The organism is Lentilactobacillus hilgardii DSM 20176 = ATCC 8290 (assembly GCF_000159315.1).
Classification (GTDB): Bacteria; Bacillota; Bacilli; order Lactobacillales; family Lactobacillaceae; genus Lentilactobacillus; species Lentilactobacillus hilgardii.
This window is the reverse complement of sequence record NZ_GG669993.1, coordinates 582,245-603,179: the sequence shown is the minus strand read 5'-3', so window position 1 is coordinate 603,179 and position 20,935 is coordinate 582,245. Positions and strand designations below refer to the sequence as shown.

Annotated in this window: 23 protein-coding genes and 2 tRNA genes; 19 read left to right on the top strand and 6 right to left on the bottom strand. The window is 37.8% G+C overall.

The genetic code is table 11. The annotated features are described in order from the left end of the window. A partial coding sequence (locus HMPREF0519_RS06985; protein WP_004561688.1) for a cation:proton antiporter occupies positions 1-1,162 on the top strand: 1,162 nt, incomplete at its 5' end. A 120-nt stretch (positions 1,163-1,282) separates the two neighbouring features. On the opposite strand, the gene HMPREF0519_RS06980 is transcribed toward HMPREF0519_RS06985, so the two are convergent. Continuing rightward, entirely contained in the window at positions 1,283-1,963 is a 681-nt protein-coding gene (locus tag HMPREF0519_RS06980; RefSeq protein WP_004561687.1) for a DUF1361 domain-containing protein, read from the bottom strand. A 175-nt stretch (positions 1,964-2,138) separates the two neighbouring features. On the opposite strand from HMPREF0519_RS06980, the gene cdaA reads away from it, so the two are divergent. The 10 genes from cdaA (at position 2,139) to HMPREF0519_RS06930 (ending at position 12,277) form a co-directional block, all read left to right on the top strand. Further along, entirely contained in the window at positions 2,139-2,981 is an 843-nt protein-coding gene (gene cdaA / locus HMPREF0519_RS06975; RefSeq protein ID WP_004561686.1) for a diadenylate cyclase CdaA, read from the top strand. A 2-nt stretch (positions 2,982-2,983) separates the two neighbouring features. After that, positions 2,984-3,949, top strand: a complete 966-nt coding sequence (locus HMPREF0519_RS06970; protein ID WP_004561685.1) for a CdaR family protein — start codon at positions 2,984-2,986, stop codon at positions 3,947-3,949. A gap of 27 nt (positions 3,950-3,976) precedes the next feature. Beyond that, positions 3,977-5,326, top strand: coding sequence for a phosphoglucosamine mutase (gene glmM / locus HMPREF0519_RS06965; RefSeq protein WP_004561684.1), 1,350 nt, complete (start codon positions 3,977-3,979; stop codon positions 5,324-5,326). 232 nt (positions 5,327-5,558) lie between these two features. Continuing rightward, positions 5,559-7,376: a glutamine--fructose-6-phosphate transaminase (isomerizing) gene (gene glmS / locus HMPREF0519_RS06960; protein ID WP_003560901.1), complete on the top strand. Its 1,818-nt coding sequence runs from the start codon at positions 5,559-5,561 to the stop codon at positions 7,374-7,376. Positions 7,377-7,765: 389 nt separating this feature from the next. Beyond that, complete coding sequence (locus tag HMPREF0519_RS06955; RefSeq protein WP_004561683.1) at positions 7,766-9,274, top strand: glycoside hydrolase family 73 protein; 1,509 nt, start codon at positions 7,766-7,768, stop codon at positions 9,272-9,274. A 111-nt stretch (positions 9,275-9,385) separates the two neighbouring features. After that, positions 9,386-10,210 carry a glycoside hydrolase family 73 protein gene (locus HMPREF0519_RS06950; protein WP_003560896.1) on the top strand — a complete coding sequence of 275 codons (825 nt, stop codon included), beginning with the start codon at positions 9,386-9,388 and terminating at the stop codon, positions 10,208-10,210. Between the two features lie 115 nt (positions 10,211-10,325). After that, positions 10,326-11,399, top strand: a complete 1,074-nt coding sequence (locus HMPREF0519_RS06945) for an ABC transporter ATP-binding protein (protein ID WP_003560894.1) — start codon at positions 10,326-10,328, stop codon at positions 11,397-11,399. Positions 11,400-11,631: 232 nt separating this feature from the next. Beyond that, positions 11,632-11,940 carry a hypothetical protein gene (locus tag HMPREF0519_RS06940; protein WP_003560892.1) on the top strand — a complete coding sequence of 103 codons (309 nt, stop codon included), beginning with the start codon at positions 11,632-11,634 and terminating at the stop codon, positions 11,938-11,940. A 77-nt stretch (positions 11,941-12,017) separates the two neighbouring features. After that, positions 12,018-12,089: transfer RNA gene (locus HMPREF0519_RS06935), tRNA-Asn, on the top strand. 116 nt (positions 12,090-12,205) lie between these two features. Then, a tRNA-Asn gene (locus HMPREF0519_RS06930) sits at positions 12,206-12,277 on the top strand. Positions 12,278-12,381: 104 nt separating this feature from the next. Here HMPREF0519_RS06930 and HMPREF0519_RS06925 read toward each other — a convergent pair. Both HMPREF0519_RS06925 and HMPREF0519_RS06920 read right to left on the bottom strand, forming a co-directional pair. Continuing rightward, entirely contained in the window at positions 12,382-12,690 is a 309-nt protein-coding gene (locus HMPREF0519_RS06925) for a DUF960 domain-containing protein (RefSeq protein ID WP_003554491.1), read from the bottom strand. Between the two features lie 74 nt (positions 12,691-12,764). Beyond that, positions 12,765-13,589, bottom strand: coding sequence for a LicD family protein (locus HMPREF0519_RS06920; RefSeq protein WP_004561682.1), 825 nt, complete (start codon positions 13,587-13,589; stop codon positions 12,765-12,767). A gap of 139 nt (positions 13,590-13,728) precedes the next feature. On the opposite strand from HMPREF0519_RS06920, the gene HMPREF0519_RS06915 reads away from it, so the two are divergent. From HMPREF0519_RS06915 to HMPREF0519_RS06885, 7 genes are all read left to right on the top strand, one after another. Next, complete coding sequence (locus tag HMPREF0519_RS06915; protein ID WP_003560890.1) at positions 13,729-14,208, top strand: MarR family winged helix-turn-helix transcriptional regulator; 480 nt, start codon at positions 13,729-13,731, stop codon at positions 14,206-14,208. A gap of 368 nt (positions 14,209-14,576) precedes the next feature. Continuing rightward, complete coding sequence (locus tag HMPREF0519_RS06910; RefSeq protein WP_004561681.1) at positions 14,577-15,632, top strand: YdcF family protein; 1,056 nt, start codon at positions 14,577-14,579, stop codon at positions 15,630-15,632. A 211-nt stretch (positions 15,633-15,843) separates the two neighbouring features. Then, positions 15,844-16,095 (top strand): GlsB/YeaQ/YmgE family stress response membrane protein, encoded by a 252-nt coding sequence (locus tag HMPREF0519_RS06905; protein ID WP_035444795.1) that lies wholly within the window; start codon positions 15,844-15,846, stop codon positions 16,093-16,095. A 28-nt stretch (positions 16,096-16,123) separates the two neighbouring features. After that, positions 16,124-16,687, top strand: a complete 564-nt coding sequence (gene amaP, locus HMPREF0519_RS06900) for an alkaline shock response membrane anchor protein AmaP (protein WP_004561680.1) — start codon at positions 16,124-16,126, stop codon at positions 16,685-16,687. Between the two features lie 11 nt (positions 16,688-16,698). After that, positions 16,699-16,881, top strand: a complete 183-nt coding sequence (locus tag HMPREF0519_RS06895; protein WP_004561679.1) for a hypothetical protein — start codon at positions 16,699-16,701, stop codon at positions 16,879-16,881. A gap of 37 nt (positions 16,882-16,918) precedes the next feature. Beyond that, the gene (locus HMPREF0519_RS06890) at positions 16,919-17,353 is read left to right on the top strand and encodes an Asp23/Gls24 family envelope stress response protein (RefSeq protein WP_003554476.1); all 435 of its coding nucleotides are present in this window, start codon (positions 16,919-16,921) and stop codon (positions 17,351-17,353) included. Between the two features lie 53 nt (positions 17,354-17,406). Next, positions 17,407-17,826: an Asp23/Gls24 family envelope stress response protein gene (locus tag HMPREF0519_RS06885; RefSeq protein WP_004561678.1), complete on the top strand. Its 420-nt coding sequence runs from the start codon at positions 17,407-17,409 to the stop codon at positions 17,824-17,826. 187 nt (positions 17,827-18,013) lie between these two features. Here the strand turns inward: HMPREF0519_RS06885 and HMPREF0519_RS06880 are convergent, their stop codons facing one another. The 3 genes from HMPREF0519_RS06880 to HMPREF0519_RS14580 form a co-directional block, all read right to left on the bottom strand. Continuing rightward, on the bottom strand, positions 18,014-18,376 hold the full coding sequence (locus HMPREF0519_RS06880; protein WP_003554471.1) for a hypothetical protein: 363 nt from the start codon (positions 18,374-18,376) through the stop codon (positions 18,014-18,016). A gap of 159 nt (positions 18,377-18,535) precedes the next feature. Then, entirely contained in the window at positions 18,536-19,093 is a 558-nt protein-coding gene (locus tag HMPREF0519_RS06875; protein ID WP_004561677.1) for a cysteine hydrolase family protein, read from the bottom strand. A gap of 113 nt (positions 19,094-19,206) precedes the next feature. Beyond that, complete coding sequence (locus tag HMPREF0519_RS14580; RefSeq protein WP_003560875.1) at positions 19,207-19,332, bottom strand: hypothetical protein; 126 nt, start codon at positions 19,330-19,332, stop codon at positions 19,207-19,209. 130 nt (positions 19,333-19,462) lie between these two features. Between HMPREF0519_RS14580 and HMPREF0519_RS06870 the strand changes: the two genes are divergently transcribed. After that, on the top strand, positions 19,463-20,827 hold the full coding sequence (locus HMPREF0519_RS06870; RefSeq protein ID WP_003554467.1) for an amino acid permease: 1,365 nt from the start codon (positions 19,463-19,465) through the stop codon (positions 20,825-20,827). Positions 20,828-20,935 lie beyond the last annotated feature (108 nt).

Here is a 20,935-nt window from a genome sequence, read left to right as displayed (position 1 = left end):
GCTGGCTATTCGTGTTATTTGGATTTACGGATATCAATTTGTAAGTGGTTTACGTACCAGGAAACGCCATGGCGAAACTAAGAATCAAATGCATTCATTTAAAGCCGCCTTGTTAGCCGGTTTATCAGGTGTTAGAGGAGCGGTAACAATGGCTGGGGTATTGTCTATCCCCGTCGTCGTTTCAACCGGACAACCCTTTCCATCGCGCTCCTTGGCATTGTTTGTCGCAGCAAGCGTCATTATTATAAGTTTAGTGGTCGCAACCATTATGCTGCCATTGATTTCTGAAAATAAGGCACCTCTATTAACTCGGGCAAACTTTGCCGGGGATGATGATCTTGACGCTGCTGCAGCTGATGAAGATGATGGCTCTCATTACATTTCTGATGATGAGGCTCAGCTTTATATTATGAAATTAGCTGTTCAACGAATCGAAGAGGAGAGACGGCCCAACAATCAAAAGGAGGCTTATGATTTAATCTTGGATTATCAATTCTTGATTAGGCGATTAGAACTTAAACTTCAAAATAAAAAAGAAATGGATTCGATTATTGCCGACGAGCTGGCATTAAGAAGGGTGGCACTGCGGGGCGAACGTTCAGCCATTCAGAGATTATTTGATGCCAAAGAGATTTCTCGAGAAACTTTTTTAGTCGCCAACGAACGTCTTCAGCGGCTTGAACGTCGCATGATTCATTCGATTGGTAAAAGAACTCGCATGGGTCGCGGGTCAATTCAGCAAATGGTTCGTTTAAAAAATAAGGTTTCCTTATGGCGTATTCAACGTAAGAGTAAGGATGATATTACCGATGAGCTGGCGTTGGTTCAACGTGAGCAAGCGAAGGGCGCTATTAAAGAATTGTCAAGTTACTTTGCTCGGGATGATATTGATAATAATCGTTTCGATAGTCAATCTGTTTACCATTTGATCATTCATTATCGTAATCAAATTGAACTAGCAAAGGAACACAGTAAACGTCAGATTAAAGATCACACGATGCAATATCAACATTTACGAATCAAGGCGTTAGCCGCTGAACGAGAAGGTGTCCAGGTATTATTGGAGCAGGGGCACATTGATTGGGCAATGGCAGCGCATTTAAGACAGTATATTAATTATTCTGAAACAGTGTTGATAATGGATTATCAAAATGCAGATTAAGTTGAGCCGAGTTATTTTAAAAAGCTATTAAAAATGTTTTTCAGAAGTTTTAAAAAGTGTCATTTCCTATTCTGTATTCAAAAAAGCCTGTGGTCAAAGCGTTTTAGCTTTTCACAGGCTTTACTTATTTAGTGAGTTTTGTTTGCTTGTTGACGATGCTACCACGAGTTTTAGAGTATAGAAGAAGACCAGCTGGACAATTGTTAGTAATCCGATAAAAACGATTGCATCTTTACTCCACATGTTTAGCAGTGGCCTAATGAACATTTCCGGTGTTAAGATTAAATAAATTGTATGAATTCGTAGAAAGCGACCAATGAAGATACCTACGGATGTCACAAATGTTAATCCGATGATGAGCAGATGTTTAAAAATGGTATTATGAACTCGAAGCCTGTCTGAAACTGCTTCGGCAATTCTTTCTAATCCCCACATACCCAGCAAAGTCGAAAATAGTGTTGATATAAGCAATAATGAAAATTTTAGCCACATGACATTGTTTAATCTCAAAAGGCCATTAACCCCATACGGTTCCAATAAGGATAGGTGGAATAGATCCGTTAATAAGTAAGGGGTATTGGGATAAAAAAGCAGCCAGATGATGACAAATAACCAAAAGATGAACGCGTTTTTAGGCTTTGCAATCGAGATGTGGAAGCTTAATTCAATTGGAATATAGGCTAGAAAAGTATTTAATACCAAAAAGTTAAACGGAGGCGTTTTTAAATACAAGTATAGTAAAGTGATCCAGACAATAAAGCATGTCCGAACAACCCATTTATTCAAATTACTCAACTTCACAACCTCCTATCACAATAATAATTAAACTATTTTTTACGGATAAATGCTATCGGAAATTTGTTAAATAAGTACTTTTTATAATTTATTTAAACATATCGCAGAATTTGGTATGATTAGTTGTTCAGTCAATTTGAATGATATAATGTTTTTGAAAAAATTTTGAGGGGAGACCGCCATGAACTGGTCAGACTTTTTTACGCTCCACAATTTGACGAATCTAATTGACATTTTAGTCGTTTGGTTCATTATTTATAATTTAATTTTGATGATTCGAGGAACTAAGGCGGTTCAATTGCTTCGAGGAATTGTCATCATTGCACTTATTAAAATTGTAAGTGTTTATGTCGGTCTCTCAACTGTCTCATGGATTATGGATCAGGTGATCAATTGGGGAGTGATTGCGATGGTGATTATTTTTCAACCTGAAATTCGCCGAGGTCTTGAGCACCTTGGTCGTGGATCGCTGCTTGTTAAAGGTAAAAAGGAGAATGAAGCAGCAAAGAAACTAATTAGGGCACTTGACAGGGCCATTCAATACATGTCCAAAAGGCGAATTGGTGCGCTGATTACAATTCAGATGAATACCGGCCTTGAGGAATATATTGAAACCGGTATTGATGTGGATGCCGACGTGAGTGGTGAATTACTGATTAACATTTTTATTCCCAATACACCTTTGCATGATGGTGCAGTCATTATTAAAGATAATCGTGTTGCCGTTGCTGCAGCATATCTGCCGCTTTCCCAAAGCAATTTAATTCCCAAAGAGCTTGGAACACGACATCGAGCTGCGGTTGGGATTTCCGAATTAACAGATGCGTTAACTATTGTTATTTCTGAAGAAACCGGCGAAGTTTCAATTACCCAGAATAACGAGCTGTTAAGGGGAATGACCCAGGATGATTACCTAAAATATTTACAAAATCAGCTTCTAACCAATACAGACCAACAGGATCATCGAACATTTATCAATACAGTTATCAGCTTTATTGACAGTCATTTTTGGGGAGGTCGGTAATCTTGAAAAAATTTTTACTTAATAACTGGGCTTATCGGCTTCTTGCATTGGTATTCGCAATTCTGCTCTTTTTGTATGTTGGCAGCAGTCAGCCTAGCACGACCTCTTCAGTTAAGAATAACAGTAATTCAACGTCATTGACATCTAATCGATCTACAACGATCTCTTCACAGCTTTCTTTGACTGTAAATAGTAATAAATATTTTGTGACCGGTTATCCTGAAAAAGTTCAACTTCATATAACTGGTCCTTCGGCTTTAGTTACGACAACAGCCAACACTCAGAATTTTAAAGTGTATGCTGACCTTTCCAAGCTTGGCGTTGGGACACATCGGGTGCGTATTCAGCAGGAGGGTTTAAATAATGATTTGAGATATCGTTTTGAACCGGCTACAATTAAAGTTGACATTCAACCAAGAAAGACGGTTACTTATCCGTTACAGGTTAAATATAATAAAGAAAATATTGCTTCAGGATATCAGCCTGGTAACGCTTCGGCAGATGTAAAGAATGTTAAAATTACCGGCACTTCTGATCAAATTAACCGAATCAAAACAGTTGTTGCCCAGCTTAATGTTCCCCAAAACGCCAAATCATCGATTAATAGCCAGGCAATTGTTGAAGCACTCGATAGTAAGCAGAATACGGTTAATGTTGTGATTACACCGGCTACTGCCGACGTTACTTTACCAATTACCCCCGGCAATAGCAAAGAACTTCCTATAAAGTTGGAACCAAAGGGAATCACCGATGATAACGAGAGCTTTACGCTGACCTCTGCTACTAAGCGTGTTCGGGTCTTTGGCACACAGGCTCAGCTTAAAAAACTGGATTCTATTAAAGTCGAAGTTGATACCAGTGATGTTAGAACGACAAAAACCAAAGATGTTGAACTGGATTCGAAACTTAACAATGTGAAGGGCTTTGATCCGGATCGGATTTCAGTCAAGGTTAATAGGAATAACTAATAATTTATTTGAAATGAGGAAATTTTCATGAAGTATTTTGGTACTGATGGTGTGCGTGGTATTGCCAACAAAGAACTTACCCCAGAGTTGGCTTTTCAGTGTGGTCGAGCAGGTGGTTATGTTTTGACCCATCATTCGGAAAGAAAGCAGCCCCAAGTGTTAGTCGCACGTGATACCCGGATTTCTGGGCAAATGCTCCAAGAAGCTTTGATTGCCGGTTTATTATCTGTCGGCATCGAGGTTTTGAATTTAGGGATTATTACAACGCCCGGTGTTGCTTATTTAGTACGTAATCAAGGCGCCGATGCAGGTGTGATGATTACTGCTTCTCATAATCCAGTCGAATATAATGGCATTAAATTTTTTGGCGCTGACGGCTATAAACTTTCCGATGAAATGGAAGAAGAAATTGAAACAATTCTTGAACGTCAAGAAGATATTTTACCAAGACCAGCAGCTGAAGGGCTTGGTGTTGTTGGCGATTATTTTGAAGGCAGCCAAAAATACATTCATTTTCTTGAACAAACAATTTCGGAGGATTTATCCGGGATAAAAGTATGTGTTGATTCGGCAAATGGTTCCACAAGCAAACTTGTGACGACATTATATGCTGATTTGGGAATTGATTTTGAGACGTTGGCGACGACACCTGACGGTCTAAATATTAACGATCATGTTGGATCGACTCATCCTGAAAACCTACAAAAAATGGTTGTTGAAAAGGGTGTTCAAGCTGGGATTGCCTTTGATGGTGATGGTGACCGCTGTATTGCTGTGGATGAAAATGGCCAATTAGTTGACGGTGATGCCATTATGTATATTTGCGGAAAATATATGGCTGAGCGTGGACGACTTAAGAAAAATACGATTGTGACGACGATCATGAGTAATCTTGGAATGTATAAAGCAATGGAACGTGCTGGTATGACAAGTGTTAAAACTCAGGTTGGTGACCGTTACGTGGTTGAAAAGATGAATGCTGACGGTTATAACCTTGGTGGTGAACAATCTGGGCACATTGTTTTTCTTGATTTTAATACAACCGGAGATGGGATGCTGACAAGCATTCAGTTGTTATCAGTCATGAAATCTACTGGTAAAAAGCTTTCTGAGCTGGCAAGCGAAATTAAAAAATATCCACAAAGACTGATTAATGTAAAAGTTCGCGATAAAAAAGATGGTCTTCAAAACGAAAAAATTCAAGCAGCTATTAAAGAAGTTGAAGAAGAGATGCATGGTGACGGTCGGGTCCTTGTTCGACCGAGCGGAACAGAGCCGTTGCTACGTGTTATGACTGAAGCACCAACTCAAGATTTGGTTGATGAGTACACTCAAAAAATTGCAGATGTAGTCCGTGAAGAAATTGGGATTGATTAAATAAAATTAAATCATTTTAAATGAAAAGACTATCGTAAACGATTGGTAGTCTTTTCATTTTATTTTAAAAATACTGATAGTCTTAGGTTTTATTTAAAAGAATAATTGTCCTATACCATTTGTAACTATTAGTTGACTTTTTGTTCGTAATTGTGTAGATTATACGTGTTATAGAAAAAGGATAACAGTTAATGGTGTATATACCAATTTTGATTGTTGAGGAGAATATAAAATGTGTGGAATTGTTGGCGTAACCGGGAATGATAATGCAGTTTCAATTTTGTTGGAAGGCCTTGAAAAACTTGAGTATCGTGGCTATGATTCTGCTGGAATCTACGTAAATGACTTAAATGGTAAAGACTATTTAATCAAACGAAAAGGCCGTATCTCCGAGTTAGAAGCCGCCGTTGGACCAGACGTTCATGGGTCCGTTGGAATTGGGCATACACGTTGGGCAACGCATGGTGTTGTCAGCGAAGCAAATGCGCATCCTCAATTTTCCGAGGATCATAGATTTTATCTCGTTCATAATGGCGTTATTGAAAATTATAAAGAATTAAAATCAGAATATTTAAGCAATACAACTTTTGCGAGTCAAACAGATACTGAAGTCGTTGTTCAGCTGGTAGACCATTTTGTTCAAACAGAAGGCTTATCAACCAAGCAGGCCTTTTTGAAGACGTTGAGTTTGTTAAAAGGATCTTCATATGCATTTCTGTTGATTGACAGTACTGATCCTGAGACACTGTATGTTGCGAAAAACAAGAGCCCACTGTTAATTGGACTTGGTGACGGGTGCAATGTTGTGTGTTCAGATGCTCCAGCTATGCTGAATGTTACTCATGATTTCCTCGAACTTCATGATGGAGAAGTTGTCACAGTTAAGCCGGATTCGGTTGAGATTGAAGATGCTGACCACAACAAGGTTGAGCGCAAACCGTTCCACGTTGATATGGATGCCAGTGAGACCGACAAGGGCCCTTATCCATATTACATGTTAAAGGAAATTGATGAGCAGCCTAATGTGATGAGAAAGTTGGCGGCGCTTTATACCCAGGAGTCCGGCAAGCCAAATATTGACGATAATTTAATTGACGCGTTAAATGACGCTGATCGAATTTATATCGTTGGTGCTGGTACAAGTTATCATGCCGGTCTGGTTGGTAAAAAATTATTTGAGAAGTTGGCTCATGTGCCAACCGAAGTTCATATTGCTTCGGAATTTGCGTACGATGATCCGTTACTTTCAAAAAAGCCATTCTTTATCTTTTTATCTCAAAGTGGGGAAACTGCGGACAGTCGTGAAGTCTTGGTGAATGTAAATGCCCATGATTATAAGAGCTTGACCATCACCAATGTTGAAAACTCAACGCTTTTCCGCGAAGCAACTTATACGATGCTGCTTCATGCCGGCCCTGAGATTTCAGTTGCATCTACTAAAGCGTATACAGCTCAGATTGCGGTTGAAGCAATTCTGGCAAAAGCGTTGGGTGAAGCCAAGGAACAAACAATTGCCGAAGATTTTGATATTCGGCAGCAATTAGGATTAGTTGCCACAGGCATGCAGGCCATTATTGATGAAAAAGATATTATCGAAGACTTGGCCAAAAAGTATTTTGTTCCTGCTCCCCGTGCATTTTATATCGGTCGAGGAATTGATCAGACTGTATCACTGGAAGCTGCGCTAAAATTAAAAGAAATTTCTTATGTACAAGCAGAAGGATTTGCCTCTGGTGAATTAAAGCATGGGACGATTGCTTTAATTGAAGAAGGGACACCTGTTGTTGGCATTATTACGCAAGAAAAAACAGCTAATTTAACGCGAAGTAACCTTCAAGAAACAATGTCTCGTGGTGCCTCGACCTTCACAATTGTTCGTAGTGGGCTTGCACTTGAGGATGATACGATTACCATTCCAGACGTAGATGAGATGATTACACCGTTGCTGAGTGTTGTTCCGGCACAGTTGATCGCATACTTTACAAGTTTAAATAAGGGCTTGGACGTCGATCGCCCGCGTAATTTGGCAAAAAGTGTCACAGTGGAATAATTTTTTTAAAATTTAGAGAAGTGGTTAGTAACAAAGTCTTCACTTCCCCACAAGTTTAATTTAAGAGGTCGAATCAAAGGCAAATTTGATTCGGCTCTTTTTATTGTGAACAACTATTGATGTTAGCAAAAATTAGGAGGTCTTCCATATATCATTTACCCCTTAGAATACTTAAAACATTTCTTGAATCGACCAAATTATTTTATTTTCGTACACGTTGTTTTAAGCTTTGGGCAATTATTTTGTGTTAAAATGACATGTAATATGCAGTTATTAGAAAACTATATAAAGTTGCCAGTCAAGAAAATACAAAAGTTAACGGTTAAAACGCTTCATTTTTCATCAATTTTCTAATATGATAAGGGTGAAGTGTCAATCAAGGGGTGGAAATGTTGAGAAGATTTATTAAATTAGCAATGGTTGCACTAGTGATTTCTGCATCCGCAATATTTGCATTAGCTTTTCCTGGTCATTGTACATATTTAACGGCGCAGGCGTCATCAGCAACCAGTTTTATAAGTGACTATCAGGGTGATGTTAAAAAAGCAGCCGCCAAATATAATCTTTACGGATCAGTAATGATGGCACAGGCGGCTCTTGAAAGCGGTTGGGGTCAAAGTCAGCTTACACAGCAGGCCAACAATTTTTTTGGGATTAAAGGCGCTTATAATGGGCAGTCTGTGTCGATGCCAACCGTTGAGTATAATAGTAACGGCCAAATGGAAAACACGACTGCCAGCTTTAAAAAGTATCCAACTGCCTATGCATCTTTTGCAGATAACGGGTCTACTTTGCGTAATGGCACCAGTTGGGATTCGAAATACTATTCAGGTACTTGGAAAGAGAATGCAACAACCTATTCGGATGCCGCTAATGCGTTAACGGGGAAATACGCGACAGCGCCTGATTATGGGGCTTCTTTAATTAAGATTATTCAACAGTATGGTTTGGATAAAACTTTTGGCGAAACAACTGATCAGTCTTCATCATCCTCATCAGATGCGTCTACTTCTTCAAATGCGACAGATTCTACAAGTTCGAGTAGTAGTACCTCCAGTAGTGATAGTTCAAACTCGGTAACCACAACAACTCAAGATGCAACACCTACACTTTCCAGCGTCAAATATTACAAAGCCAGTGCAGCACAATCGGTACCGCTATCTAAAAAATATGCCAACTATTATGTTTATAATCATATAAAGGGATCCAGTGCAAATGAGAAGCGTTATAGTTGGAAGTCGTTGGGTGTCAAGAAACGAGTAACGGTTTATTTAGACATGCGTGGGGTCAAAAAGGAATCATCAGGAAATTGGTACCGGTTCAGATTTTATCCAAATAGCAAATCCAAACGTTTTTGGGTTTATGCACCCGCACTTCAGTTTTCAACAATTTATACAGGGGCAACAAGTGGTAGCCTTGTACCAAATAAGGCAACAAACGGGCTTCTTTATAATCATGTATTGGGGTCACCGTTATTAGCCAAGAAGACCGCTAAAATCAGTTCTTTAAAATCAAAGACTAAATACAGTGTAGATCAAACGGCACTTGTCAAAACAGCTACAGGGCAGAATGTATGGTATCGAATTAAAATTGGCAAGAACAAAAGCTGGATTGAGGGGGTCAATGTCGCTACTTTCCCAGAAAAAGTAGCAAAAGTTGATTTTACTGCAAACAAGGTTATTTCATCTGCTGCTAAGGCAAATTATTTGTACACCGATTTTAGTGCTTCCGGTCAATTTATGAAGCATTATAAATTAGCTCAAGTAAAGTTAACTGTCGGTACAAAAGTTAAAGTTGATAAAATGGGTTATCGTATTAATGATAAGTCAATATGGTATCGAATTGCTTGCCCCGGGTCGGATGCTAAATATTGGGTATCTTCAAAGTTTTTATCATAATTGACAGCAGACCATTGATTCCATACCATTTTAAGGTATAATTATTTTTTGGCATATGGATTAGAAAAAGCAGGGGAGGTTTTTTGAATCAAATCTCATTTAACAAAATTATTGGCCAAGGGGGTTGTTTGCCTTCTAGTAGCTACTGGCTTTTTGTTTTTCAACGGTCATTCAGCCGGTGCTAGTGTATCAAGCGATTTTATTAATCGTCTGAAAGTACCGGTTCAAAAAGTTAGTCGAGAGAATCACTTATATCCTTCAGTAATGATGGCTCAGGCAATTGTCGAAAGTGATTTTGGTCGTTCAACTCTTTCAACTGAGGCAAATAATTATTTTGGAATTAAAGGGACTTATAATGGACAATCCGTGACAATGAGTACTGGTGAATATACCTCCAAAGGGAAACATTATATGACGGCTGCTCAATTTAAAAAATATCCAAGCATCGTTGCTTCTATTCGTGACAATGCTAGTTTATTGCGTCATGGTACGTTGGTGGATCCTAATTATTATTCAGGAACATGGACGACTAATGCGGTTACTGCCAGTGACGCAGCGATGGCTTTGGCAACAACCTATGCCACCGATATGAACTACGGTAATAAGTTAAACGCAATTATTGTGAAGTACCACTTGGACGAATTGGATGCGCATAATGGTGACTCAACAATTGGGACCGCTGGTAATATTAATGAACAAATTGAACAGTCATTAAAAAAGGAATTGGGCGCGTCGGCTTCTACTCGTCAATCTGGAAGAACTAATCAAACTGGCCAAGTTCGTTCTAAGATCACCAGTATCCCTGAACGAATTATTCCACGCTCAGTGTTTGAACCGCGTAAAGCGCAATCATCTGCAGATAACGAATATACGTTGCAATTAAATTTATCGCTTGAAAAAATTATAAAAAATGGGAATACAAAAAGAATACATTAAGTTACTAAGGGTTGGGAGCAAAAGATTAAGCTTTTCTCTCGGCCTCTTATTTTTATTTGGATATCTGTTATAATATTTGACGAAAAGTTTAATCTCTGAAGTAGGAGACACAATCATGGAAGAAAATTATAAAGTAAAAGTACAAAATGTTACCAAGGAATATGATCTTTTTAAAACTCAATCTGAAAAGTTACGGTCGTTCTTTGCGATCTCAAAGCATCAAATTCCTCATTTCTGGTCACTTATGGGCATCTCATTGACCATTCAACCTGGTGAAACGTTGGGATTGATAGGCGTTAACGGTTCCGGGAAATCAACATTATCTAACATTATTTCCGGAATTATACCGCAAACGACGGGATATGTGGATGTTCGTGGAGATACGTCAATTGTTGCCATTCACGCAGGTTTGCGTAATAATTTAACCGGTCGTGAGAACATTCGACTGAAGTCACTCATGCAGGGGCTTACCAATGAAGAAATTGATGAAATGATGCCCGATATTATTGCGTTTGCCGATATTGGGGATTTCGTTGATCAACCGGTTAAAAGCTATTCAAGCGGAATGCGTTCGAGACTTGGGTTCGCAATTGCTGTTCATATTAATCCGGATATTTTAATCATCGATGAAGCCCTTTCCGTAGGTGATGATACATTTTATCAAAAATGTGTTGATAAGATAACGGAATTTAAGCAGGAGGGTAAGACGATTATTTTCGTCAGCCATTCTTTAAAACAAATTGAAATGTTGTGCGACAAAGTTGCTTGGATTAATTATGGTGAATTAAAAATGGTTGGTGAAACGAAAGAAGTCACCACTAAATACCGTGAGTTCACAAAATGGTTTAAGAAACTGAGTAAAAAGGAAAAGCATGATTTTGAAACTGAACGGAAAAATGTACAGAAGAACTTCAGTATTCAAAATTATCAAAAACAAGTTACCGAAGAGATGCAGAAGGCGGCACCTCAAGAGAAAAATGTTCATTCAAAAGTCCACAGGCTATTTTACAGTTCAGTTATTAGTGAAAAAATGTCAGTTGGGAATCAATTACTGACATGGGCTGTTTTGTTAGTCGTCATTTTCTTCTGCCTTGTTAATATTTCAGGGTATTCTGTCGGGCATGTGCTGAATGATCCATCCTTATTGATGCATCCATCGGATGTGTTGCATTTGCCGGATGTGAAGTAGTTGATCATAACGTTGTAAATACGACGACATTTTGATGAAAAATGGAAATGCCGACGTATTTTTAAAAATAAGTTGACAGCGCTTACAAAAAAGCTATATTGTTTATGGGTACTAAATAAATACCTTCTAATCAATTCTCTTTCTCTCTTAGAAAAGCTGATGGACACTTTATGCCATCAGTTTTTTTGTGTATAATGATTTGGTGGAACAAAATAGGATTGGAGCTTAACAGATGAAAAGCCATGAGGTTTTGACATTGATTGAAGAAATTACCCGAAATGATGGGACAAAATATATTGAAATAAGTAATATGGTTCAAAATGGAAGGGCCGAATTAGCCGCCGAGAGAGGTTTTATTAAGCAGGTTAGGATATTACAACTAAATATCCCTCATTCACCTCACGTGCAGAAATATGAGCGTTATATTAATGAAAATTACGTGATGCCAACCGAAGATATGGATCATTTTGAGGAATGGCAGAAAACACCTGAAATGAAAGAAGAAATCAGTATCATTTTAAAAGAAAATCATATTGCCTGATAAAAAAACTAATTTAGGTTTGCATGATATGAGAATTTATGTTATAAATATATATGTTGTTTTTAGAAAAACATTTTTGCTCCGTAGTTCAGTGGTAGAATAATTGACTGTTAATCAAGAGGTCGCTGGTTCGAACCCAGCCGGAGCAGTTAGGGATTTTCTCAAATGAGTCTCTAAGCAAAATCTTTTTTTATTCATTTTTTATTGCATTTCCGTGTTAAATATGATATAAATATTATATTGCGTTTGATACAAAATATATTTTTGCTCCGTAGTTCAGTGGTAGAATAATTGACTGTTAATCAAGAGGTCGCTGGTTCGAACCCAGCCGGAGCAGTCAGAGGTTTACAAAAGTGATAGCCAATTTTTAAATGGTTATCGCTTTTTGTTTTTATAAACAAAGAGCTGGCCAACAATTTAATGTTGACCAGCTCTTTGTACTTAAATGTTAATTTCCGATGGTGTTGCGATGATTTGGCGGTTGCCGCTGTCATAGACAACTAATGACTTGGGGTAGCTGTTATCGTATGGATAAGGTGAGTCAAACGTAGCGACCAATTCATTTCCTTGGATAAAATCATATGAAAGCTTTCCATCACTATTAACTAGATTAAACTTGATTAAATTTGATAATGGAAAGACATTTTGTAAATCATTGTCGATAATAAACCAAACATTGTCGATTGCTTGGTCGGGCAAGGTTGAAACAATACTAAAGCTAGCGAAACGTGATTGGTTAGGATCAAACATAATAACACCTTCAATCTATTAATAACTAATTGCCAATAAACTACCAAAAATGATGCCCGAATGCAAGTAACTCGTTATCTTTCGAATTCCTGATTATTATAAATAAGCTTGATAATGTGTTTTTCCGAGCGATGATTTTCTGGCGGCAGCTTTAAATAATCACCATACATTTGTTTCAAAATAACATCAAAGTCACTTGGAACGATAATTTGCGTATCTTCAAAGGGAACGATTTCAGTTTCTTGAAGCTGCTCAAGTGAAAAGATTTCTTTTTCATAGGCATATTGAGACGCTAGATTCTTGACCTGATTTAGGTTTGCACGGTCATTATAAGCAGTCATCATATTCTGTCGGGCTTTTTTAAAGTCATTTGCTGTGTCTATTTGTTCTGTAGAGAGAGCACCATAAAACCTTCTAATTGGGTTATCAATGATATTATAACGCAATTTAAGGTAAATTCGGCTATCGAGTCTTTTGATATCGACTATTTGTCGTCGACGTTTTGCATCTGAAGTTGGAATTTTATCGAGTGGAAAGATATCTAGAAAAACACCCTTTCGAGCATTATTAATATTATTGTGTTCTTCTATAAAAGTATTTTGATCTAAAATTTTAGCATAACTTAGTGCGAAATTATGATCACTCCATGGGGTTTGTAAAAAATAGTGGTCATTTTTAAATTCTTTTGGCGCAACTTCCAAAAAACGTTGATAGTCGTCTCTTAACATGGCAATATCCATATCATCGTCCCAGGGAATAAATCCGTGATGCCGAATGGCGCCCAAAAGAGTGCCACCAGTTGCAACGTAATGAAGGTGATGCTTGGTCGCAATTTGGACAAAACGGTTAAAAATCCCTAATTCAATTTGATGAATGGTCTGAGTTAAAATATCTGACATGTGACCTCCAATAATCTTTTTCTAGTATCAATTATAAGGCAGATACCCAAAAAATTCCCAAAACTAGCGGTATATTGTTGATACAACAGTACAGACAATATATAATTAGTGCAGTATTGATATTAATAATTATTGGGGAATGGTGAGGGAAATGACAAAAGCGCACGAAGAATTATTGCAAGAGGCAATTAATGTGTATCTGTCATCGCTTAAGTATCTGGATAATTTTGTTTCAGAGCCGGCGACGAAGTACGGATTGTCTTTTGAACAGTATTTGATATTGCATACAATCGCTGATCGCGAACATGTTTCATTAATGGACATTGCGAGTGAACGAAAGGTAACGCGAAGTGCAATTTCACGGCAAATCAAGGTTCTATTACAACATGATTATATTTATCAAAAGCCGGCAGAAAGCGATCGACGAAGATTATACCTTCATCTGACTAAAAGTGGTGAAAAGGTTGAAAGCAAAGTGACTGACTTAACTACTGCTAGGTTTGATGAATGGATTACACATTATGGTGAAGATAAAGTCAGAGATATTTTGGACTTTGTTAAAGACTTTTCTTCACAAGAGATGAATGACTTTAATAATTCAAAGCAATCTAATCAATGAAGTATTGAAACAGTGTCGCTGTTATCATTATGGGGGATTGATAATGGCGTTGTTAAAAGCGACGATCTATCATCGCGATGAAAGCAGCGACCAACTATTTAGTTTCGTGCTTAAACTTAAATTCAAATTATCAATACTATGTTTGGTGTAAGGAAAGATAGTAATCCATGATGTCAGTCTTAAGTAACTGGGAAGATTGGAGTACCTGACTGAATCATTTATTAAGGGCTGGATGAACGGTTATTTCCAGCTCTTTTGTTTTGGTATAAATTATATTAATAAGATGTATTTAAGTATGAAAGACTAGAATTAAGATTGAAACAGATTCTTAGCTAGATTTATTTTGTATTGGGAAAGGGGAACTTACGATGTTATCGGGATTATTAACGATGCTGGGTATTCAAGTTGTTTTGCTTGTAGTCCTGGCAACATATCTAATTAAAAAAAGAAACACATCTGTTATTGGCTGGCTGATTAATTTGAATCTTCTATGTTTTATGGCGCTTTTGTTTGAAGCGTTGGTAGTGATTCAAAATGTGTTGCTTGCAGCAATCTTTGCGATTTTGCTTATGACGGTTGTGGTTATAGTTGGTGGCGGATTAATTTTCAGTTTTGTATTTTTATTTATTAACGCTTATTTTGCGTGGAAAAGAGAAGGACGAAGTCTTAGCAGTTCTCTGACCTTGATTCTTGGAATAGGTGTCATTTTAGTTGATATATTCTTCTTGTTTGATCCAATAAATGCACCAAAACCAATTCAAAATTTTATTACCATGTTTTTGACATTGTTTATTTTTTATATTCTTTTAACGGTTTGGAATACGATGGTTTCGATGATTGTTTATAACCTGTATTTTCCAAAATATGACAAGGATTATATTATTGTTTTAGGAAGTGGCTTAATTGATGGTTACAAAGTTGGCAGGCTACTTGGAAACCGTATTAATAAAGGAATTGAATTTTACCATTTGCAACTGAAAAAAACGTCCAAACACGCTAAATTGATTTTTTCTGGTGGTCAAGGTGGAGATGAGAAAATTCCCGAGGGTGTTGCTATGAAAAAGTACGCCTTAGATCAAGGGGTTCCGGAAACCGATACACTTGTTGAAGATAAATCGATTAACACGAGACAAAATTTGATTTTTTCCGACCGGATCATTAAAAACGATAGTGGTCGTGATGATAGTAAAATTGTCTTTGTTACAAATAATTTTCATACGTTGCGTGGTGGTATTCTGGCTGGTAAATTAGGTATTCCAGCAACTGGAATCGGTGCCAAAACACCTTTTTATTATTTACCAAATGCGGTTATCCGAGAGTACCTGGCGTTGTTTGTGATGCATAAACGATTTCATATCGCAATGATGAGTTTGATTTTTGTGGTTGCGTTATTGGCGGGCGTTTCATCATTGATTATTAAGTAGGTAGCTTTTAGCCTTATGATATGGTCATTAATGATAACATTTATAAAAATTCTTGTTTTGTAAAGGGCACTTTATTGACCAAATTAATTCTTAAAAAAGCCTATCTTTTTTCATAACTTATTCACACAATAAGAAATAAATTATTGTAAACTTAAGTCATAGCAAAAATGCTATGACGTTTTTTATCTCTATAGCGGAAAGGATGATGATGATGCTTAGTTTAATTTGGACACTGATCATTGGTGGTGTTATTGGAGCAATCGCAGGGGCAATTACCAGTCGCAATTTACCGCTTGGATGGATTGGCAACATTGTTGCCGGGCTCGTTGGGGCATGGCTTGGCCAAGCACTACTGGGTTCTTGGGGACCGCAACTGGCTGAAATCGCAATTGTTCCGGCAGTTGTTGGGGCAGTAATCCTGGTATTCCTGGTTTCCTTATTAACTCGCGGATTGGCCAGTTAGGGCTGACCCCTTGAAAGGAGGAGAACCCATGCGTCATTTTTCAAAAGTTGCGATTCTGATTTTTAGTGTCATTGGGCTGGTCCAAAGTTTGTGGTTTATCGGATTGGTGGTTCCAATTGACTATCTATCAAAAGTTGTGATTGGGACTACCCAAACATCTGATATCTGGATTGAATTGGCGGCATTTGGTTTTAGCATCCTGATTGGGTTAACCTGCATAATCGGTATACTTTTTTCATTATTGGCACCAACCAAGGTGAAGAGCCTTGAGTTTCACTCACCAAATGGGAAATTAAGTATCTCTCAACGAGCGGTTGAGAAAGTCTTGCAGGAAGCGATTCTATCTCAAGGATCTGTTACCGATGTAAAGGCCAATATCAAGATTACTGGGAGAAAGAGAAAGACACGGGTAAGAATTTCCTCAGTCGGTCGTGACAATGAGGGCTTGGTAAAAATAGGAGAAGAGATTCAAATGATCGTGGTTAAAGAAGTTGGTCGAATAATGGACATTCCGGTAAAAAAGGTAAGCGTAAAGGTAAGGCCTCGCGATTCTATAAAAAATAAGCGAACGCGTCAGCCTCGAGTGGTTTAGGAGGGAGCAACATGAACTCAATTGTGTATGGTGGCATTATTGGTATGGTGTGCGGCGTTGTTTGGACTTTCAGCGGTTTTAACGGAGTCATGCTTGTATTGGCCTTGGGAATTGCAGGTGCTCTGATTGGCGCTGTTGTTGGCAAATTTGGTGGCATTAAAAGTTTAATTATTCAACTAGTTAACGATGATTAAAGCAGATGTTTGAAATTATAAAAAGGAGCTGAGCTTAATGGACACAAAAGTAACCCAAGACACTGAATTAACTCGAAAACTAACGTTTAATAATGCGGTGATCGAAAAAATTGCTGGTCTTGTCTGTCGCAACGTTGATGGCGTATTGTCATTAGATGGCGGTATGATTAGTGAGCTTGCGGGAAGATTTTCTAAAAAAACGGATCCAACTAAAGGCATAGACGCGGAGGTAGGTGATAAACAGGTTGCATTGGATATGGATGCGACAATTGAATATGGATCCGATGCACGAAAAATTTTTGATGAAATATGTACAAGGACACAAAACGCGATCAAAAACTATACTGGATTAGATGTTGTAGAACTTAATTTAAATATCAATGATGTTTTGACTAAAAAAGAATGGGAGCAGCAAAGTAACAGTCAAAAGGACGAGATTGCAAACTCGGTTCATGATGAACGAGTTAAATAATTAAGTTATTTGGGATAGATATATGAACAACTAATTTTTAGGAGGAAGCTGACATGGCTCAAGAAAATACAAGTTTAGAAAGGGTATTGACTTATAATGACGATGTTTTAGCAAAGATCGCTGGAAATACGGTTCGAGACGTTGATGGTGTTTTGGCACTCGAAGGTAATCTGATAGATTCAATGACAGATCGTTTTTCAGATGGTGTCGACCCTACAACGGGTGTTAAAGTTGATTTGGATAATGATGAGAAGAAAGTGAAGCTCTCTATGGATGCTACCTTGGAATATGGAAAAAGTATTCCAACAGTGTTTGACAAAATCACGGCAAAGTTATGTCAAGCGTTAAATGACATGACTGATTTAACGCCGGTTGAAATTAAGATTAACATCAAAGACCTTCAAACCAGAGAAGAGTATGTTAAGAAGAATCGTAAAGCTGAAAAAGGGGAGAAGAAAAAAGACAAGGATTAAACCAAAGTGTTTAATCTGAGTTCAGAAAAAACATGTGGCATTTTAAAGCAAATCGAGATCGGTGATAAGAAATTTCATTCTTATCACCGATCTCGATTTTGAGTGTTTTTGATTTTTAAAATGCAAATTTAAAAGTAATGATAAATTACAGGCTTACTTATGTTTACGACTACCTTATCATATCAAGCTACGCCATAGCTTCGTCCTCTTCAAGTTCAAGCCAAAGCGCTAGCGCACTCGGGTTAAAGTCAGGCCAATTTGAAATATGTGTGTAACCTCGTTCCAATAAAGAACTGACTTTTCGAGTCTTTAAGTCCCTAAAGATACTGAGAGCGAACACATTATCTTCCAAATCCGTAATAACTGTATCCAATTTGTGCTGCCATTCAGCAACCAAGTCTTGATAAATCAGCAGTCTACGAGCATTTTTTATCGTGTAATCGACGCCCTGTTGTCTTAAAAGCTGTTTATAGTCTTCATACTCTTCCAAAACAGCATCCTTGGCTTTCTGCCATTGGTCATGATTATAAGTTGGTAATTTTTCACTCATTCATGTTCCTCCTTATCCACACAACGTTAAATAAGAAATGCTTAACCAGCGTTGTGGAGAAGAAAATTGTTTTCCCGATTTCTGATCATCAAGGTCGAAAAATCTCTTCGAAAACAATTAAACAATAAAAAGAGAAATATTGCAAAGATAGATGGACTTTCAGTCAATAACAGAAGCACCTAAAACGTGTTTAAAGTGATCCAATGCCCACGACTGTCCCGCCGAACTGAGAGCAGCAACACCTTTTTCGTGAATGACCAAATTATAATTTAAGTTATAGGCGTCAACGGCAGTGTGTAGGACACAGATATCGGTGCAGACGCCAACCAGATGAAGTGTATCTACATGACGTTCGCGCATCCGTATATCTAAATCAGTACCGGCAAAGGCACTGTAACGGGTTTTATCATACATATAAACTTTATCTTGGTTTTTATTTTGATCATACCATTTGGCAACATCGCCATAAAATTCACGACCCCAGGTACCGCGGACATTGTGGGAGGGAAACAGTTTAGTTTCTGGATGGTATGGGTCGTTTGGTGTGTGGACGTCAGTTGGAAGAATCACCCAGTCGCCGTTGGATACAAATTCATTAGCGAGTTCGATAATTCTTGGCGCCAGCTTTTGGCCTGTTATACCACAAGACAATGCACCTTTATCGGCGACAAAATCGTTTGTATAATCAATAATTAAAAGAGCAGTATGGGATGCCATTTAAATCAACCTCCATTAATCGAAAACTAAAAGTAGCTTTTACTTTTATTGAATCTAAGGTACACTGATTCAAAGAAAACTTCAAATAAATGATCACTTTTTTGACTACTTGTCTATGCACCCTTGACAATTGTTTGCGAATCCGTATACTTGGTAACTAATGAAAAGAGAGTCGGCAACTGCTGAAAGTCGATATCAGGATTATGGCGAATGACAAAGGCTGCATCCTTTATCTGCAATAAGAGGCAATTCTGAGTTGGATTGTAGAATTTGGGTGGAACCGCGTCTAAAGAGACGCCCCTAGTACTTATTTTGTAAGTATTAAGGGGCGTTTTTTTGCTGTCTATAAAACTTGTTTGGAGGAAAATTATGGAAAAGAGTAAAGGTGCAAATAGCTTATCGCGTTCGTTGAAAAGTCGACATATTCAAATGATTGCAATTGGTGGTGCAATTGGCACCGGGTTGTTTTTAGGTTCAGGGAGTGCCATTCATACTTCTGGACCGTCCATTATTATTTCATACTTGGTTGTTGGCATTTTTTGTTTTCTTTTGATGCGTGCCATTGGAGAGCTATTATTATCTGATACGACAAAACATTCATTTTTAGATTTTGTAAAAGAATATTTAGGTGACCGGTGGGAATTCGTTACCGGCTGGACTTATTGGTTTTGCTGGATTAGTTTAGCAATGGCTGATTTAACGGCAACTGGTATTTATATTAAATACTGGTTTCCAGGCGTTCCACAATGGATTCCTCCTCTGATTATTTTACTTTGCTTATTTGCGGCAAACCTAGTTAACGTTGGTCTATTTGGAGAACTGGAGTCATGGTTTTCAATGATTAAAGTAGTTGCAATTATTTTGTTGGTCATTGTTGGTTTTGGGCTGGCCATTTTTTCAGTTAAAGTAGGAAATTCAACGGCTTCCTTTGGCAATTTGTTTAGTCATGGTGGGCTTTTTCCAAAGGGTGCTCATGGGTTCCTGCTATCATTTCAAATGGTTGTCTTTGCCTTTGTTGGGATTGAGATGGTTGGATTAACAGCCGGTGAAACTGATGATCCGGAAGACAATTTGCCAAAAGCAATTAATAGTTTACCCATTCGAATTGGCTTATTTTATATTGGTTCTATGATCGCGGTTATGAGCGTTTACCCTTGGAATGAAATTACAACAACTTCGAGTCCGTTTGTACAGGTCTTTTCCGGAGTTGGCATTGTTGGAGCAGCAGGTATATTAAATTTTGTTGTTTTAACGGCCGCAATTTCCGCAACAAACAGTTGTTTATTCAGTACGAGTCGAACAATGTATGCGTTAAGTATGGGTGGTAATGCGTCGAATTTCTTAACAAAACTTGGTCGAAATGGCGTGCCAAATATTGCACTTAATTTTTCAACCGCATTTTTATTGATTATCGTCATTTTAAATTATTTTATTCCGGCAGGCGTCTTTAATTTGGTATCAAGTGTTTCAACAATCAATTTTGTGGTGGTTTGGGTTGTTCTCTTAATTGTCCATATTAAGTACCGCCGCGCGCATCCTAAGGGAATTAGCCGGTTTAAGATGCCAGGCTATCCAATAACAGATTATCTGAGTTTGGCATTCTTTATTTTTATCCTTGGTTTCCTGTTGGTAAGTGCATCTACTAGGGTTGCAATGATCATTTCGATTGTGTCTGTTTTAATCATGCTGTTGGCATATCACTTGATTAACGCTAAACAGCCCAGCCGTCATTAAATTAAACTTAGTCACACGCACATTGAATTTTGACGATACTTACCTTACAATTTGGTGGTAATGCTTGATGATAGATTTTGTGAGGAATTCATAAATGATAACTATTCA

Excerpts from the sequence above, each read along its gene's own strand:
- cdaA (WP_004561686.1), top strand. The coding sequence starts at position 2,139 with ATGAACTGGTCAGACTTTTTTACGCTCCACAATTTGACGAATCTAATT.
- glmM (WP_004561684.1), top strand. The coding sequence starts at position 3,977 with ATGAAGTATTTTGGTACTGATGGTGTGCGTGGTATTGCCAACAAAGAA.
- glmS (WP_003560901.1), top strand. The coding sequence starts at position 5,559 with ATGTGTGGAATTGTTGGCGTAACCGGGAATGATAATGCAGTTTCAATT.
- HMPREF0519_RS06955 (WP_004561683.1), top strand. The coding sequence starts at position 7,766 with ATGTTGAGAAGATTTATTAAATTAGCAATGGTTGCACTAGTGATTTCT.
- HMPREF0519_RS06945 (WP_003560894.1), top strand. The coding sequence starts at position 10,326 with ATGGAAGAAAATTATAAAGTAAAAGTACAAAATGTTACCAAGGAATAT.
- HMPREF0519_RS06940 (WP_003560892.1), top strand. The coding sequence starts at position 11,632 with ATGAAAAGCCATGAGGTTTTGACATTGATTGAAGAAATTACCCGAAAT.
- HMPREF0519_RS06925 (WP_003554491.1), bottom strand. The coding sequence starts at position 12,690 with ATGTTTGATCCTAACCAATCACGTTTCGCTAGCTTTAGTATTGTTTCA.
- HMPREF0519_RS06920 (WP_004561682.1), bottom strand. The coding sequence starts at position 13,589 with ATGTCAGATATTTTAACTCAGACCATTCATCAAATTGAATTAGGGATT.
- HMPREF0519_RS06915 (WP_003560890.1), top strand. The coding sequence starts at position 13,729 with ATGGTGAGGGAAATGACAAAAGCGCACGAAGAATTATTGCAAGAGGCA.
- HMPREF0519_RS06910 (WP_004561681.1), top strand. The coding sequence starts at position 14,577 with ATGTTATCGGGATTATTAACGATGCTGGGTATTCAAGTTGTTTTGCTT.
- HMPREF0519_RS06905 (WP_035444795.1), top strand. The coding sequence starts at position 15,844 with ATGCTTAGTTTAATTTGGACACTGATCATTGGTGGTGTTATTGGAGCA.
- amaP (WP_004561680.1), top strand. The coding sequence starts at position 16,124 with ATGCGTCATTTTTCAAAAGTTGCGATTCTGATTTTTAGTGTCATTGGG.
- HMPREF0519_RS06895 (WP_004561679.1), top strand. The coding sequence starts at position 16,699 with ATGAACTCAATTGTGTATGGTGGCATTATTGGTATGGTGTGCGGCGTT.
- HMPREF0519_RS06890 (WP_003554476.1), top strand. The coding sequence starts at position 16,919 with ATGGACACAAAAGTAACCCAAGACACTGAATTAACTCGAAAACTAACG.
- HMPREF0519_RS06885 (WP_004561678.1), top strand. The coding sequence starts at position 17,407 with ATGGCTCAAGAAAATACAAGTTTAGAAAGGGTATTGACTTATAATGAC.
- HMPREF0519_RS06880 (WP_003554471.1), bottom strand. The coding sequence starts at position 18,376 with ATGAGTGAAAAATTACCAACTTATAATCATGACCAATGGCAGAAAGCC.
- HMPREF0519_RS06875 (WP_004561677.1), bottom strand. The coding sequence starts at position 19,093 with ATGGCATCCCATACTGCTCTTTTAATTATTGATTATACAAACGATTTT.
- HMPREF0519_RS06870 (WP_003554467.1), top strand. The coding sequence starts at position 19,463 with ATGGAAAAGAGTAAAGGTGCAAATAGCTTATCGCGTTCGTTGAAAAGT.